A 14,317-nucleotide genomic window follows, 5' to 3' on the forward strand; every position below is an offset into this window, starting at 1 on the left:
ACCCAGGGGCTCAGCGCAGCAGGCGGTCGAGCACGTCGAGGTGGGCCCGGGCCCGCAGGGCGAGCGGGCTGCCGGGCTGCGCGAGGTCGTGCAGCCGGCTCCACGCCGCGTGGTCGTCGGCGCCGTCGTCGGTGGCCACCCACGCCTCCAGCACCTGCTCGTCGTGGGCGGCGAGGACGGCGGCGCGCAGCTCGGCGGCGAGCTCCGCGCGCAGCCGCTCGACGCCGGGCGCTGCCGACCGCTGCAGCAGCGGGCCGGCGTACGCGGCGAGCGCGCCGGCGACGTCGCCGACGGCGAGCGCGTCGCGCACGACGTCCGCGTCGGTCCGCGGGACCACGGCCAGCCGGTAGGGCCGCGACTGGGCGAGCAGCGGCCCGGTGACGCGGCGCAGCCGCGACACCTCGGCGCGCACGCTGACGTCGGTGAGGTCGCCGGGGTGCAGCAGGACGGCGAGCTCGTCGGCGGTGAGCCCGCGCGGGTGGGCGGCGAGCAGCACGAGGATCTCCGCGTGCCGCAGCGACAGCGGGCGCTCGCCGCCGGGACCGCGCAGCACGGGCCGGGGGCCGAGCACCGCCAGCTCGACGCCGGGCCCGCCCACGGCGCGCGGCCCGGCGGGGGTGCGCCGCGCCAGCTCCCGCTCCACGCCGGCCACCGTGGCCCGCACGAGCGACAGCACCACCCGGGACCCGGCGGCCCGGCCGCCGGTCACGTCCAGCACGCCGAGCAGCGACCCGTCGCGCAGGTCGCGGATCGGCGCGGCCGCGCAGCTGAGCCCCTGCACCGCGCGCGAGTAGTGCTCGGCGCCGATCACCCGCACCGGGCGGCGGGTGGCCAGCGCCGTGCCGGGCGCGTTGGTGCCGACCCGCTCCTCGCGCCACACGGCGCCCTCGACGAACCCGACCCGGTCCACGGCCGCGCGGGTGCGCCCGGCGCCCTCGACCCACATGAGCCGCCCGACGTCGTCGGACACGGCCACGACCAGGCCGTCGTCGATCGCCGCCTCCACCAGCATGGAGCGCACCAGCGGCATCGCCGCGGCGAGCGGGTGCGCCGCGCGGTAGGCCTCGAGGTCGCCGGCGGGCAGGGTGAGCAGCGGGTCGGGGTCGTCGGGGTCGACGCCGGAGACGAGGCTGCGGCGCCAGGAGGCCGCCACCACGGGATCCACGCCCGCGGCGAGCTCGCCGGTCGCCAGGAACCGCTCGTGGGCGGCGCGCACCCAGCGGGGGTCGCGCTGCACCGCCGGCGCGTCGTCGCGCGGGCCGGGATGCACCTCGTCCTGCCCGGGGATGCCGCGGTGCCTGCCCGCGAGCGCCATGCTGCCTCCCGACGTCGTCGTCCGGGGCCGTCGGTCGCCAGTGTATGCGCTCACCGGTGACCGGCGTCACACGAGCGCCACGCCCGCACACGGCCGCACCCGGCACGCGCCGCGCGGCGCGCCGGGTGGACGGCCGCGCAGGGACGCGCAGCATCCTCCCTGACGATCACGCCGGTCCTGCATGCTGAGATGTCCTCGCAGGCGGGAAGCCCGCCGCCCTCGGTGTGGTTCGGTGAGAGGGAACCGGACAGACGCCGGAGACGTGAAGGACCACCAAGGAGGACACATGCCCGCACCGCTCGACCCGTCGCCGCGGCTCGCCGAGTACGCCCACCCGGAGCGCCTGGTGACCACGGCGTGGCTCGCCGAGCACCTCGACGACCCGGGCCTGGTGGTCGTCGAGTCGGACGAGGACGTGCTGCTGTACGAGACGGGCCACATCCCCGGCGCGGTCAAGGTGGACTGGCACACCGAGCTGCAGCACCCGGTCGAGCGCGACTACCTCGACGGCGCGGGCTTCGCCGCCCTCATGAGCGCCAAGGGCATCGGCCGGGACACCACCGTGGTGCTCTACGGCGACAAGAACAACTGGTGGGCCGCGTACACCGCATGGGTGTTCACGCTGTTCGGCCACGAGGACGTGCGGCTGCTCGACGGCGGCCGCAACCTGTGGGCCGCCGAGGGCCGCCCGCTCGTGACGACCCCCACGACGCGCGAGGTCGCCGAGTACCCGGTCGTCGAGCGCGACGACCGCACGTACCGGGCCTTCAAGGAGGACGTGCTCGCGCACCTCGGCCGCGGTCCGCTCGTGGACATCCGCTCGAACCCGGAGTACACCGGGGAGCGCATCGCCATCCCGGACTACCCCGAGGAGGGCGTGCTGCGCGGCGGGCACATCCCCACCGCGCGCCACGTCCCGTGGGCGACGGCGGTCGCCGAGGACGGCACGTACAAGCCGCGGGCGGAGCTGGAGGCGATCTACCAGGGCTCGCCGGCCGACGGCGGCCTGGGCATCACTGCCGACGACGCCGTCGTCACCTACTGCCGCATCGGCGAGCGCTCGAGCCACACCTGGTTCGCGCTGCACTTCCTGCTGGGCCTGGAGAACGTGCGCAACTACGACGGGTCGTGGACCGAGTGGGGCAACGCGGTGCGCGTGCCGATCGCCACGGGCACCCAGCCGGGCGAGGCGCCGGCCGCCTGAGCCGGCGCCCGCCTCGGCCACACCGCGAGAGACTGGAGACCATGAGCACCACCGAGACCACCACCGCGGCCGCCCGGCTGCCCGAGCAGCTCGCGGAGATCCGCGAGGACTTCCTCGCCCTCGGCGAGCGCGACCGGCTGCAGCTGCTGCTGGAGTTCGCCGGCGAGCTGCCCGCCCTGCCGGCGCGATACGCCGACGCGCCGGAGAAGCTCGAGCGGGTGCACGAGTGCCAGTCCCCCGTGTTCGCCTTCGCGGAGGTCGACGGCGACGGCGTGGTGCACTTCCACGCCACCGCCCCGGCCGAGGCGCCGACGACGCGCGGCTTCGCCTCGATCCTCGCCCAGGGCCTGACGGGTCTGACGGCGCAGCAGGTGCTCGACGTCCCGGAGGACTTCCCGCTCATGCTGGGCCTGACCAACGCGGTGAGCCTGCTGCGCCTCAACGGCATGGCGGGCATGCTCACGCGCGCCAAGCGGCAGGTGCGCGAGCAGCTCGCCGCGGCCTGAGCCACGCGCGACGAGGGGGCGCGCCCGTGCGGGCGCGCCCCGTCGTCGTGCGTGGCCGGGACCCGGCCCGGACGACCCCGCGGCTCAGAAGTCGAACAGGTCCCCGAGCCAGGACTCCTTCTTCTTGCGCCGGCGGTACTCGTCGTCGTGCCGGTAGCGGTCGTCGTACCGCTTCTCATAGCGCTTGTCGTACCCGCGCTCGTCGTAGCGGCGCTCGTCGTAGCGGCGCTCGTCGTAGCGGCGGTCGTCGCCCCGGTAGCCGCGGTAGTCGTCGCGGTCGGCGTACGACGGCGGGGGCAGCGGCGCGCCGGTGACGACGGGCGGCTCGGCGGCCGCGCCGGCGCCGGGGCCGCGCACCTCGGCGGCGATCTCGGCGTCCAGGGCGCGGTCGATGATCTTGTCCAGCTCGCCGCGGTCGAGCCAGACCCCGCGGCACTGCGGGCAGTAGTCGATCTCCACGCCCTTGCGCTCGGACATCACCAGCACGGACTGGCAGCTGGGGCACTGCATGAGGGGGCTCCCGGGGTCTCGGCACGCACCTGACGCCCGTCCAACGAGCGGCGCGCGCACCGGGTTCCGCGGCTCACCGCCGCAGCGCGAGCTGCCGGGCGATCACCGAGCACACCACGAGCTGCAGCTGGTGGAAGACGATCACCGGCACCGCGATGGTGCCCACCGCGGCGGCCGGGAACAACGCGATCGCCATCGGCAGGCCGGTGGCGAGCGACTTCTTCGACCCGCACATGAGCAGCGCGACGCGGCGCTCGTCGTCCAGCCCCAGCCCGCGCCCGCCCCACCAGGTGGCCGCGAGCATCACGGCGAGCAGCACGGCGGACACCCCGAGCAGTGCCACGACCACCCAGGGCGACATGCCGTCCCAGACGCCCTCGGCCGAGGCGTCGGCCACGGCCGAGAACACGATGAGCAGGATCGTGCCGCGGTCCACCGCCAGCGTCAGCGGCCGGTGCGCGCGCACCCAGTCCCCCACCCAGCGCTGCAGCACCTGGCCGACCGCGAACGGCAGCAGCAGCTGCAGCAGCACGCCGCCGATGCCGCCGAGCCCCACGGAGGCGAGGTCGCCCGCGTCACCCGAGGCGCCCCCGCCGGTCATGAGCCACAGCGCGAGCAGCGGGGTCAGCACCATGCCGAGCGTGTTGGACACCGTGGCGCCGCAGATGGCGCCGGCCACGTCGCCGCGCGCCACGGAGGTGAACGCGACCGACGACTGCACCGTCGAGGGCAGCAGCCCCAGGTACAGCACGCCGGCGGCCAGGCCGGCGCCGAGGAACGGCTCGCTCAGCAGGGCCGCGACCCAGGCGAGGACCGGGAAGAGCACGAACGTGGCGGCGAGGATCCCGCCCTGCAGCCGCCAGTCGCGCAGGCCGCGCAGCACGTCGCGGGTGGACAGCCGGGCGCCGTAGAGCAGGAACAGCAGCACGACGGCGACGTCCCCCGCCGCCCCGGTGACGTCCCGGACGCCGTCGGGCACCGGGACCAGCAGGCCGCCGAGCAGCACCACCACGATGGCGGCGATGAACGGATCGACCCACTGGCTCACGACACGACGCACGACCTGCGAGTCTAGGCCGCCCCGGGCGCGCGACGACGCCGGTGCCCGCGAGGCACCGGCGTCGTCCGGTCGGTGGGGCGACGGCGTCAGCGCTGGACGCGCGCCGACCCGCCGCGGGCGAGCTTGGAGACCTCGGCCAGCGTCGCCGTCGTCGTGTCGCCCGGCGTGGTCATCGCCAGCGCGCCGTGCGCGGCGCCGAACTCCACGGCCTCCTGGAGGCTGTCGAGCTCCATGAGGCCGTACGCGAGCCCGGAGGCGAACGAGTCGCCGCCGCCCACGCGGTCGTAGATCTCCAGCGCGGGCCGGTGCGTCGCCTCGACGAAGCCCTCGGCGCGCGACCACGCGATCGCGCCCCAGTCGTTGACGGTGGCGGTCCTGACGCCGCGCAGCGTCGTGGCGATGACCTGGAAGTTCGGGTAGGCGGCCGAGGCCTTCTCGATCATCGCGCGGAAGGCCGCGGTGTCCAGGTCGGTGAGGTTCTCGTCCACGCCCTCGACCTCGAAGCCGAGCGAGGCGGTGAAGTCCTCCTCGTTGCCGATCATGACGTCGACCAGCGACGCCAGGCGCTGGTTGACCTCCTGCGCCCGGGCCGGGCCGCCGATGCCCTTCCACAGCGACGGGCGGTAGTTGAGGTCGTAGGACACGACCGTGCCGTGCTTGCGCGCCGCGGTCATGGCGGCCTCGGCCACCGCCGCGGACGACTCCGACAGGGCGGCGAAGATGCCACCGGTGTGGAACCAGCGCACGCCCTGGGAGAACAGCGCGTCCCAGTCGACGTCCTGCGGCTGCATCTGCGCGATCGCGGTGTTGCCGCGGTCGGAGACGCCGACGGCGCCGCGCACGCCGAAGCCGCGCTCGGTGAAGTTCAGGCCGTTGCGCACGGTGCGCCCGATGCCGTCGTACTCGCGCCACCGGATCCACGAGGTGTCGAGCCCGCCGGTGAGGACGAAGTCCTCCACCAGGCGGCCGACCTCGTTGTCGGCGAGCGCCGTGACGACGGCGCCGCGCATCCCGAAGGCCCGGCGCAGGCCGCGCGCGACGTTGTACTCGCCGCCGCCCTCCCACACGTCGAAGGTGCGCGTGGTGCGGATGCGCCGGTCGCCGGGGTCGAGGCGGAGCATGACCTCGCCGAGGGCGACGACGTCGTAGCGGCACTCCGCGGCGGGGCGGGTGGTGATGGACGGGTTGGTCACGGCTCAGGCCTCCTTGCCGGCGGTGGCGGTGATGGTGGACGTGCTGACGGGGGTGCCGGCGGACGTGCTGGCGGGGGTGGTGACGGGCGCCTCGGGCGCGGCGAGGGCCACGGCCTCGCGGGTGCGGCGGGCGACCTCGTCCCAGTCGCCGGCGGTGACGAGCGAGCGCTCCACCATCCAGGAGCCGCCCGCGGCGAGCACGGCCGGCAGGGCGAGGTAGTCGCCGAGGTTGGCCGCGCTGACGCCGCCGGTGGGCATGAACCGCATCCGCGGGAACGGCGCGCCCAGCGCCTTGATGGCGGCCGGGCCGCCGACGACGCCGGCCGGGAACAGCTTGACGACGTCGAGGCCGAGCGCGACGGCCCGCATCAGGTCGGACGCCGTGGCCACGCCGGGCAGGATCGGCACGCCGCGCTCCTGCGCGCGCCGGACGACCGGCTCGTGCAGGCCGGGCGAGACGAGGAACGCGGCACCGGCGTCGACGGCCTCGTCGACCTGCCGCTCGGTGACGACGGTGCCGGCGCCGACGAGCACGTCGGGCCGCTCGGCGGCGACGGCCGCGAGCGCGTCGAGCGCGCCGGGCAGGCGCAGGGTGATCTCGGCGACGGGGAGGCCGCCGGCCAGCAGGGCGTCGGCGAGGCGCAGCCCCTCCTCGGCGCCGTCGACGACGACGACGGGGACGATGCGCAGCGCGCCGATGCGCTCCAGGACGGGGGTGTCCATCGTGGCTCCTTCTCCGGGCCGCGCCCGACGGTGCCGGCCGCGCCCTCGCGGGTGTCACTCCGGCGAAACGCCCCGAGGTCAGGCAAGCCCGGGGCGTTTCGCCATAGTGAACACGTGTTGTATCGTGCGGAACGGACGATAGCAGGAAGGAGCCCCGGATGGCAGAGGCGAGCCCGATCGGGAGCGTCGACAAGGCGCTGACGACGCTCGACGCCCTCGCGCGGGCGGGCGCCGCCGGCGCGCCGCTGGCCGCGCTGGCGGCCGAGGTCGGCGTGAACAAGACGACGCTGCACCGCACCCTCGCGGCGCTGCGCCACCGCGGCTACGCCGAGCAGGCGCCCGACGGGCGGTACCGGCTCGGCGCCGCCGCCGTCGCGCTGGGCGCCACGTACCTGCACGAGGAGAACCTGCCCGAGCTGCTCCACCCGGCGCTGGCCGCCCTGTGCACCGAGGTCGGCGAGCTGGTCCACCTGGGAGCGCTCGCCGGGCGCGACATCGTCTACCTCGACAAGGTCGAGCCCCAGCGCGCGGTGCGCGTCTGGTCGGCGGTCGGGCGGCGTCGCCCTGCGGCCACCACCGCGCTCGGTCGCGCCTGGCTCGCCGCCCTCGAGTCGGCCACGGCACCGCTCGACGAGGCCGAGCTCGCCCGGTACGCCGACGGCGTCACCTCGCCCGCCCGGCTGCGCCGGAGCCTCGACGTCGCCCACGCCCAGGGCTACGCGGAGGAGGACGAGGAGAACGAGGCCGGCATCGCCTGCGTCGCCGTCGCCGTGCTGCGCGCCGGGCGCCCGGTGGCCGCGGTGAGCATCACCGCGCCGGCCGAGCGGCTGGCGGGCGACGACCGGCGCGCGCGGGCGGCCGCGCTGCACGCGACGATGCCCGCACTGCTCCCACCAGGCCTCACGCTGGCCGGTCGTGAGAAGGTGAGCGCATGACGGTGCTCGTGGCCTGCAACACGTCCGCGCACGGCGAGGCCGCCCTGCGCGCCGGCACCGCAGAGGCGGCGCGACGGCGGCTGCCGCTGGCGGTGCTCGTGCTCGACCCCCCGCCCGGCGGAGAGGCCACCGTGCCGTCGCCGCTCGCCGAGGCGCTCGCCGGCGTGCCCGACGACGTCGTGGTCGAGTCGGTGGCCTTCCGGCGCGAGGACGAGGAACCGGCGGACGCCATCCTCGACGCGGTCGACGCCGTCGCGGCGACGCTCGTGGTGGTCGGCTCGCGCAAGCGCTCGAGCGACGGCACGTTCATGATGGGCACCACGACGCAGCGGGTCCTGCTCGACGCCCCCGCTCCCGTGCTCGTCGTCAAGGACGTGTACGACACGCCCTGACCCGCGCGGCCGGTGTGGCCCGCGTCACCGCTACGGTGGCGCGCCATGGACGCGATCGCCGATGCCGTCTCCACCGTCGGGTCCTTCGTCTGGGGCCCCTTCCTCCTCATCCCGTTGCTGCTGGGCACGGGCCTCTACCTGACCGTCCGGCTGCGCGGCGTGCAGTTCCGCACGCTGGGGCCGGCCCTGCGCCTCGGGCTGCTGCAGCGCCGGGAGAAGGACCAGGGCGGCCAGGGCGACATCTCGCACTACCAGGCGCTCACCACGGCCCTGGCGGCCACGGTGGGCGTCGGCAACATCGCCGGCGTCGCCACCGCGATCGGCATCGGCGGCCCCGGCGCCCTGTTCTGGATGTGGGTCACCGGCCTGCTCGGCATGGCCTCCAAGTACTCCGAGGCGTTCCTCGGCTCGAAGTTCCGCGTCGTCGACGAGCGCGGCGAGCAGCGTGGCGGCCCGCAGGAGTACCTCAAGCGCGCCATCCCCGGCCCGCTCGGCAAGGTCCTGGCCGTCACGTTCGCCGTGTTCGCGGCGCTGGCCGCGTTCGGCATCGGCAACATGACCCAGACGAACACGATCGCCCACTCGCTCGACGACACGTTCGGCGTGCCGCCGCTCGTCACGGGACTCGTCATCGTGGTGTTCGTCGGCGTCGTCCTGCTCGGCGGGATCAAGCGCATCGGCGCCGTCACGGCGTCCTTCGTGCCGGTGATGATCATCTTCTACGTCGTGGCAGGCCTGCTGGTGCTGGCCGCCAACCTGTCCGCGATCCCGGGCGCCCTCGCCCTCGTCTTCACCGACGCGTTCACCGGCACCGCGGCGACCGGCGGGTTCGTGGGCTCCACCGTGGCGATGGCGCTGCAGTTCGGCGTGGCCCGGGGTCTGTTCTCCAACGAGTCCGGCCTGGGCTCGGCCGCCATCGTCGCGGCCGCCGCCAAGACCCACCACCCGGTGCGCCAGGGCCTGGTCTCGATGACCCAGACCTTCATCGACACGATCATCGTGGTGTCCTTCACCGGCCTGGTCATCATCACGTCCGGCGCCTGGGAGTCGGGCGCCGAGGGCGCCGCCATGACCGCCGAGGCGATGTCCACCGGGCCGCTCGCGTCCGTGGGCGCCGCCGTCGTGGCCGTCGCCGTCGTCTTCTTCGCGCTGTCCACCGTGATCGGGTGGGCCTACTACGGCGAGCGCTGCGCCACGACGCTGCTGGGCATCCGCGCCTCGTTCCCCTACCGCGCCGTCTTCACGCTCGTGTGCCTGGTCGGCGCGCTGTGGGAGCTGGAGCTCGTGTGGGGCGTCGCCGACATCCTCAACGGCCTGATGGCGCTGCCGAACCTCATCGGCCTGCTGATCCTCTCCGGGCTGATCGCGCGCGAGACACGCGCGTACCTGGCCCGCGACCCCAGGCTCACGGACCCGCCCGCGGGCCTGGACGACCCCGCGGTCGTGGACGCCTCGCGCTGACGGCGGCGCGGCGGGCCGCCCGCTGACGGCGCGCGCAGGCCGGCACGGCCTCAGGCCGACCGAGCGGTGCCCTCTTCCTCGGCGGCACCGCCGGGCGGCGCCGTCGCGGCGGAGAGCATCTCGCGGGCCTGCTCGGCGGCGCGCGCGATGCTCTCGTTGACGAAGTCCATGAAGAGCGCCATCTTCTCGAGCCGGACCCCGGCGGGCGAGTCGTGCCCCAGGACGGCCACGCCGTGGCGTGCCGCCTCGGCGATCTGGGCGTTGGCGCGCACCGCCGCGGTCATCGACTGGTACCAGACCTCGTTGTCCGCCACGTAGCGCTCGCGCCGGCCGTCGATCCGCTCCCGCTGCACGAGGCCGTGGACCTCGAGGAGCGCGATCGCCTTGGAGACGGACGCCGGGCTGACCTGGAGGCGCGCGACGAGCTCGGCCGCCGTGAGGCTGCCCGCGTCGGACGTGTAGAGGCAGGTGAGCACGCTCGACGCCATGCGCGGCAGCCCCTGCTGCATGAAGAGGGTGGTGAAGACCTCCTCGAGCTCGCGCACCGCGCGCGCGTCGCGGCCGTCGGTCTGCGCCAGGCCCTGCGGGCTGCGTAGCGCCCCCGGCCGACGCCGGCGGGCGCGCCGGTCGGTCGCGCGCTGGGCCAGGTCGGGGCGGTAGGCGGCGGGCCCGCCGTTGCGCATCACCTCGCGCGTGACGGTCGACGTGGGCCGGTCGAGGCGCCGCGCGATCTCCGCGTAGGGAAGGTCCTCGGCCAGCCCGAGCGCGATCTGCTGGCGTTCCTGCTGCGTGAGCCTGCCACCTGGCATCCTCGTCCCCTCCCGGCGCGTGCGTGGAGCCCACAGTAGCGTTCACCGCTCACGCATTGCAACGTCGAACCGTGCGCACAGTTGCGTTGACTACAGACCTGTTGCAACAAAAAATGGGCGTCTAGCAGTACTGATGCATAGTAAGTGCAACATTGTCGTTGCCGCCCATGGAAACGCACCGTAGCGTTTCTGGTGTCGGAAACGAGACGCACCACCGAGCACAGGAGCTGAGCATGCACACCTTCGACACCCCCGCCCCGGTCTCCGCGGTCCTCGACGTCCCCGCCGGGCGCGTCGAGCTCGTCGCCACCGACCGGGCCGACACGACCGTCGAGATCCGCCCGGTGGACGCCTCGAACCGCCACGACGTCAAGGCCGCCGAGCGCACCGTCGTCGAGCACCGGGACGGGACGCTGCGCGTCACCACCCCGACGAAGCACGACCACCTCGGCCCCTCGGGCGCCGTCGCGGTGACCGTCCGGCTGCCCTCCGGCTCGCACCTCGAGGCCAGGGTCGCCGCCGCCGACGTCCGCGGATCCGGGCGCCTCGGTGACGTCACCGTCGAGGCGGCGCAGGGCACGATCACGCTCGACGAGGCGGCGAGCGCCCGCCTCGCCACGCTCGCCGGCGACGTCTCGGTCGGCCGCCTGGGCGGGGCGGCGCAGGTCAGCACCGCCAAGGGCGACATCACGGTCGCCGAGGCCGTGCGCGGTGCGCTCACCCTGACCACCCAGGCCGGCGACGTGTCGGTCGGCGCCGCCCCCGGGGTGTCGGCCTCCCTGGACGCCGGCACGGGCTACGGCCGGGTCAGCAACGCGCTCGTCAACGCCGGCACCGTCGAGCTGGAGATCCGCGCCACCACCGCCTACGGCGACATCAGCGCCCGCAGCCTCTGAGGTACGTCCGGCACGCCGTGCCCCCGCCACGTCAACCCCCGCGAAGGAGCATCCATGCCCACCACCGCCCGAGGCCTCGCCATCGAGGCGCGCGGCCTGCGCAAGTCCTACCGGTCCAAGGCCGGCGAGCAGCTCGTGCTCGACGGCGTCGACCTGGTCGTGCCCGCCGGCACGGTCACCGCCCTGCTCGGCCCGAACGGCGCCGGCAAGACCACCACCGTCGGCGTCCTGTCGACCCTGCTCGCGCCCGACGCGGGCACCGTCCGCGTCGCCGGCTACGACGTCGTCCGCGAGCCCGACGCCGTGCGCGCCGTGATCGGCGTCACCGGCCAGATCACCGCCGTCGACGACCTGCTCACCGGCGCCGAGAACCTGCGTCTCATGGCCGACCTCAACCACCTGGGCCGCGCCGCGGGGCGCCGGCGCACCGCGGACCTGCTCGAGCGGTTCGGGCTGACGGACGCCGCGGCCAAGCCCGTGTCGACCTACTCCGGCGGGATGAAGCGCAAGCTCGACCTGGCCATGACCCTCGTGGGCTCGCCGTCGGTCGTCTTCCTCGACGAGCCGACCACCGGGCTGGACCCGCGCAGCCGCCGCACCCTGTGGGCCGAGGTGCGCGCCCTGGTCGCCGAGGGCACCACGATCCTGCTCACCACCCAGTACCTCGAGGAGGCCGACCAGCTCGCGGACTCCGTCGCCGTGCTGCACGGCGGCCGCGTCGTCGCCGAGGGCACCCCGGCCGAGCTCAAGCAGGTGCACGACGCCGGCACGCTCGACGACGTGTTCCTCGCCCTCACCGAACCGCCCGCCGACGACCCGGCGGAGGACTCCGCCGACGCCACCGGCGTCGGCGCACGCTCCGGCACCACCGCCGGCCCGACCGACAGCCCGACCGACAGCCCGACCGACAGGGAGAACGCCCGATGACCGCCGTCGCCACCCCCGTGCCCGTGACCGCGCGCCCCCGGCCGGTCGCCGACGTCTCGACCATGCTGCGCCGCAGCCTCCTGCGCGCGGTGCGCTACCCGGGCCTGACCGTGTTCCTGGTCGCCGGCCCGCTCGTCATGCTGCTGCTGTTCGTCTACGTGTTCGGCGGGGCCTTCGGCGCCGGCGTGAGCGCCGGGGCCGCCCCCGGGGCCGAGAGCCGTGCCGCCTACCTGGACTACATCACGCCGACCCTCCTGGTCATGACCGTCGTCGGCGGCGCGACGTCGGTGGCCGTGAGCGCCGCCATGGACGCCGCCGGCGGGATCATGGCGCGGTTCCGGACGATGGCGATCGCCCCGGGGTCGGTGCTGTCCGGGCACGTGCTCGGGTTCGCCGTGCAGGCCCTGGCGGCGCTGGTGCTCGTGCTCGCCGCCGCCGTCGCCATGGGCTACCGCCCCGACGCCGGCCCCCTCGACTGGCTCGCGCTGCTCGGGCTGTCCGTGCTGCTGGCGCTCGCCCTGAACTGGCTGTGCGTCGCGATGGGCCTGAACGCCCGGAGCGTGGAGACGGCCAGCAACACGCCGATGCTCCTGCTCCTCCTGCCGTTCCTGGGCAGCGGGTTCGTGCCCGTCGAGACGATGCCGACGCCCGTGCGCTGGTTCGCCGAGCACCAGCCGTTCACGCCGATCATCGAGACTGCGCGCGGGCTGCTCGCCGGCGGAGCCGGGCTCGAGGGCTCCGTGGCGGTGCAGGCCGTCGCCTGGTGCGTCGTCATCGGGGTCGCCGGCTACGCCTGGGCGCGCGCGCTCTTCCGCCGCGAGCGGCGCGCCTGACCGCCGGGCCCGACACCCAGGCCCGACACCCAGGCCCGACACGCGGGTGCCCGGACGTCCCGCAGGGACGCCCGGGCACCCGCGCGACGCTCGGCTCAGCCGAGCTCGGGGATGTCGTCGGACTTGAGCCACTGCGTGCGCAGCTGCGCCAGCGTGCCGTCCGCCTCCAGCGCGTCCACGGCCTGCGACACGCACGGCGTCAGGGCGGACCCCTCGTCCAGCACCAGGCCGAGCTGCTCCGGGTCGCCCACGGCGGGCAGCGTGCCGATCACCTGGGTGTCCGGGAAGTACACCGTGGAGGCGGCGACGCCCTGGTCGACGTCCATCACCATGGCGTCGACCTGGCCGGCCGACAGGGCCTGCATGCCGTCGCCCGCGGCGTTGAACGGCACCACCTCGACGGCGTCGCCCCACGCGGCCTCGGCGGCGTCGAGCGAGGTCTGCGCGGCGGTCACGCCCACCTTCGCGCCCTCGAGGTCGGCGAGCGTCCTCGCGCCGGCGTACGGGCCGTCGTCGGCGACGATGACGCCCTGGCGGGTGGTGAGGTACGGGCTGGAGAAGTCGACCGCGCTCTCGCGCTCGGGCGTGATCGTCGTCTGGTAGGCGGCGATGTCGAACGGCTTCTGCGCGGGCGCGATGATCTGGTCGAACGTCACGTCGACCCACTCGACGGCGTCGCGCTCGTAGCCGAGCTGCTCGGCGACGGCGTACACCAGCGCGGACTCGAAGCCCTCGCCCGAGTCCTTCTCCCCCACGTACCAGGGCTCGTACGGGTCGCCGGCACCCACGGTCAGGACCCCGTCGGTCAGGGTCGGCAGGGCGCCCGGCTCGCAGGACGGCGACGCCGACGCCGACGCCGACGCGGCGGCGTCGGTGCCGCCTTGGGTGCCGCCGTCGGACGCCGTGCAGCCGGCGAGGGCCAGGACGGACGCCGCCGCGACGGCGAGCGACGGGACGAGGCGGGAGCTGCGCATGCGTCGAGCCTAGGCTGCCTGGTCCGGCGCGCCAGCACCCCGCCCGTGCTGCTCGTCACACGGGCGGGGTGCCGCCCTCATCCGTGCACGTGCCCCGCCACGCCGGTCGCGGCCGTGATGTCCCGCTGCGCCTGGCCCAGCAGGGTGTCGGCGAGCCGCCGCAGCGCCCGGCCGGCGGCGATCTCGTCGCCGACCACGACGTTCGCGGCGTCGGCCGGGTCCTTGCGGGCCTGCCCCACCGAGCGCAGGCTGCCCACGTCGCCCGCGACGAGCGTGGCCTCCGCCGTCGTGCTCGGGCCGGCCTCGACCATCGTCACCTGCACGTGCCACGTCCGGGTGCGTGGGTGCTGCGTCCCGCTGTCGGCCTGGCCGCCCTCGGCCTGCCCGCCGTCGGCCCGGCGGCCGGGCTGGACCAGGCTGTCGCTCCCGGGGAAGACGAGCGTCTCCTCGCCGGTGTCGCGCCAGCGCACCCGGAACGGCGGCGCCCCGTCCGGGCCGCGCACCTCCGTGATCGTCCCGTCGCGCACGACGCCGCCCACGTGCCCCGACGCCAGCACGATCCGGTCTCCCACCGTCGCC

16 protein-coding genes are annotated in these 14,317 nt (G+C 75.2%); 8 read left to right on the forward strand and 8 right to left on the reverse strand.

The genetic code is table 11. The features are described from left to right. Positions 1 to 10 precede the first annotated feature (10 nt). Positions 11 to 1,315: a sigma-54-dependent transcriptional regulator family protein gene (locus tag GSF02_RS06860; protein WP_159794084.1), complete on the reverse strand. Its 1,305-nt coding sequence runs from the start codon at positions 1,313 to 1,315 to the stop codon at positions 11 to 13. A gap of 286 nt (positions 1,316 to 1,601) precedes the next feature. Between GSF02_RS06860 and GSF02_RS06865 the strand changes: the two genes are divergently transcribed. Next, complete coding sequence (locus GSF02_RS06865; protein ID WP_159794086.1) at positions 1,602 to 2,519, forward strand: sulfurtransferase; 918 nt, start codon at positions 1,602 to 1,604, stop codon at positions 2,517 to 2,519. 41 nt (positions 2,520 to 2,560) lie between these two features. Further along, entirely contained in the window at positions 2,561 to 3,025 is a 465-nt protein-coding gene (locus GSF02_RS06870) for a SufE family protein (RefSeq protein WP_159794088.1), read from the forward strand. Between the two features lie 84 nt (positions 3,026 to 3,109). Here GSF02_RS06870 and GSF02_RS06875 read toward each other — a convergent pair whose 3' ends face one another. From GSF02_RS06875 to eda, 4 genes are all read right to left on the reverse strand, one after another. Further along, positions 3,110 to 3,535 (reverse strand): TFIIB-type zinc ribbon-containing protein, encoded by a 426-nt coding sequence (locus GSF02_RS06875; protein WP_159794090.1) that lies wholly within the window; start codon positions 3,533 to 3,535, stop codon positions 3,110 to 3,112. A gap of 73 nt (positions 3,536 to 3,608) precedes the next feature. Beyond that, positions 3,609 to 4,595, reverse strand: coding sequence for a bile acid:sodium symporter family protein (locus GSF02_RS06880; protein ID WP_159794092.1), 987 nt, complete (start codon positions 4,593 to 4,595; stop codon positions 3,609 to 3,611). 86 nt (positions 4,596 to 4,681) lie between these two features. Next, positions 4,682 to 5,788 carry a sugar kinase gene (locus tag GSF02_RS06885; protein ID WP_159794094.1) on the reverse strand — a complete coding sequence of 369 codons (1,107 nt, stop codon included), beginning with the start codon at positions 5,786 to 5,788 and terminating at the stop codon, positions 4,682 to 4,684. Between the two features lie 3 nt (positions 5,789 to 5,791). Further along, positions 5,792 to 6,511 (reverse strand): bifunctional 4-hydroxy-2-oxoglutarate aldolase/2-dehydro-3-deoxy-phosphogluconate aldolase, encoded by a 720-nt coding sequence (eda, locus tag GSF02_RS06890; RefSeq protein ID WP_159794096.1) that lies wholly within the window; start codon positions 6,509 to 6,511, stop codon positions 5,792 to 5,794. Positions 6,512 to 6,669: 158 nt separating this feature from the next. On the opposite strand from eda, the gene GSF02_RS06895 reads away from it, so the two are divergent. The 3 genes from GSF02_RS06895 to GSF02_RS06905 are packed head-to-tail and all read left to right on the forward strand — an operon-like array spanning position 6,670 to position 9,299. After that, positions 6,670 to 7,446, forward strand: a complete 777-nt coding sequence (locus GSF02_RS06895) for an IclR family transcriptional regulator (RefSeq protein WP_159794098.1) — start codon at positions 6,670 to 6,672, stop codon at positions 7,444 to 7,446. Further along, positions 7,443 to 7,838, forward strand: a complete 396-nt coding sequence (locus GSF02_RS06900) for a universal stress protein (protein WP_159794100.1) — start codon at positions 7,443 to 7,445, stop codon at positions 7,836 to 7,838. The genes GSF02_RS06895 and GSF02_RS06900 overlap by 4 nt, the downstream gene beginning before the upstream one ends. Positions 7,839 to 7,883: 45 nt before the next feature. Beyond that, entirely contained in the window at positions 7,884 to 9,299 is a 1,416-nt protein-coding gene (locus GSF02_RS06905) for an alanine/glycine:cation symporter family protein (RefSeq protein ID WP_159794102.1), read from the forward strand. Between the two features lie 50 nt (positions 9,300 to 9,349). Here GSF02_RS06905 and GSF02_RS06910 read toward each other — a convergent pair whose 3' ends face one another. Next, positions 9,350 to 10,108, reverse strand: a complete 759-nt coding sequence (locus GSF02_RS06910) for a GbsR/MarR family transcriptional regulator (RefSeq protein ID WP_159794104.1) — start codon at positions 10,106 to 10,108, stop codon at positions 9,350 to 9,352. 233 nt (positions 10,109 to 10,341) lie between these two features. Between GSF02_RS06910 and GSF02_RS06915 the strand changes: the two genes are divergently transcribed. From GSF02_RS06915 to GSF02_RS06925, 3 genes are read left to right on the forward strand one after another with little or no spacing between them, the layout of a single operon-like run. Further along, a complete protein-coding gene (locus tag GSF02_RS06915) occupies positions 10,342 to 11,004 on the forward strand; it encodes a DUF4097 family beta strand repeat-containing protein (RefSeq protein WP_159794106.1) in 663 nt (220 codons plus the stop codon). 54 nt (positions 11,005 to 11,058) lie between these two features. Continuing rightward, positions 11,059 to 11,931 carry an ABC transporter ATP-binding protein gene (locus GSF02_RS06920; RefSeq protein ID WP_159794108.1) on the forward strand — a complete coding sequence of 291 codons (873 nt, stop codon included), beginning with the start codon at positions 11,059 to 11,061 and terminating at the stop codon, positions 11,929 to 11,931. Next, a complete protein-coding gene (locus GSF02_RS06925) occupies positions 11,928 to 12,764 on the forward strand; it encodes an ABC transporter permease (RefSeq protein WP_159794110.1) in 837 nt (278 codons plus the stop codon). The genes GSF02_RS06920 and GSF02_RS06925 overlap by 4 nt, the downstream gene beginning before the upstream one ends. Before the next feature lie 95 nt (positions 12,765 to 12,859). Here the strand turns inward: GSF02_RS06925 and GSF02_RS06930 are convergent, their stop codons facing one another. Then, positions 12,860 to 13,738, reverse strand: coding sequence for an ABC transporter substrate-binding protein (locus tag GSF02_RS06930; RefSeq protein ID WP_159794112.1), 879 nt, complete (start codon positions 13,736 to 13,738; stop codon positions 12,860 to 12,862). A gap of 77 nt (positions 13,739 to 13,815) precedes the next feature. Further along, complete coding sequence (locus GSF02_RS06935) at positions 13,816 to 14,310, reverse strand: dsRBD fold-containing protein (protein ID WP_235915418.1); 495 nt, start codon at positions 14,308 to 14,310, stop codon at positions 13,816 to 13,818. Positions 14,311 to 14,317: the final 7 nt, after the last annotated feature.

It is taken from the genome of Puerhibacterium puerhi, assembly GCF_009846865.1.
In the GTDB taxonomy this organism is placed as follows: domain Bacteria; phylum Actinomycetota; class Actinomycetes; order Actinomycetales; family Cellulomonadaceae; genus Puerhibacterium; species Puerhibacterium puerhi.

Excerpts from the sequence above, each read along its gene's own strand:
- GSF02_RS06860 (WP_159794084.1), bottom strand. The coding sequence starts at position 1,315 with ATGGCGCTCGCGGGCAGGCACCGCGGCATCCCCGGGCAGGACGAGGTG.
- GSF02_RS06865 (WP_159794086.1), top strand. The coding sequence starts at position 1,602 with ATGCCCGCACCGCTCGACCCGTCGCCGCGGCTCGCCGAGTACGCCCAC.
- GSF02_RS06870 (WP_159794088.1), top strand. The coding sequence starts at position 2,561 with ATGAGCACCACCGAGACCACCACCGCGGCCGCCCGGCTGCCCGAGCAG.
- GSF02_RS06875 (WP_159794090.1), bottom strand. The coding sequence starts at position 3,535 with ATGCAGTGCCCCAGCTGCCAGTCCGTGCTGGTGATGTCCGAGCGCAAG.
- eda (WP_159794096.1), bottom strand. The coding sequence starts at position 6,511 with ATGGACACCCCCGTCCTGGAGCGCATCGGCGCGCTGCGCATCGTCCCC.
- GSF02_RS06895 (WP_159794098.1), top strand. The coding sequence starts at position 6,670 with ATGGCAGAGGCGAGCCCGATCGGGAGCGTCGACAAGGCGCTGACGACG.
- GSF02_RS06900 (WP_159794100.1), top strand. The coding sequence starts at position 7,443 with ATGACGGTGCTCGTGGCCTGCAACACGTCCGCGCACGGCGAGGCCGCC.
- GSF02_RS06905 (WP_159794102.1), top strand. The coding sequence starts at position 7,884 with ATGGACGCGATCGCCGATGCCGTCTCCACCGTCGGGTCCTTCGTCTGG.
- GSF02_RS06910 (WP_159794104.1), bottom strand. The coding sequence starts at position 10,108 with ATGCCAGGTGGCAGGCTCACGCAGCAGGAACGCCAGCAGATCGCGCTC.
- GSF02_RS06915 (WP_159794106.1), top strand. The coding sequence starts at position 10,342 with ATGCACACCTTCGACACCCCCGCCCCGGTCTCCGCGGTCCTCGACGTC.
- GSF02_RS06920 (WP_159794108.1), top strand. The coding sequence starts at position 11,059 with ATGCCCACCACCGCCCGAGGCCTCGCCATCGAGGCGCGCGGCCTGCGC.
- GSF02_RS06925 (WP_159794110.1), top strand. The coding sequence starts at position 11,928 with ATGACCGCCGTCGCCACCCCCGTGCCCGTGACCGCGCGCCCCCGGCCG.
- GSF02_RS06930 (WP_159794112.1), bottom strand. The coding sequence starts at position 13,738 with ATGCGCAGCTCCCGCCTCGTCCCGTCGCTCGCCGTCGCGGCGGCGTCC.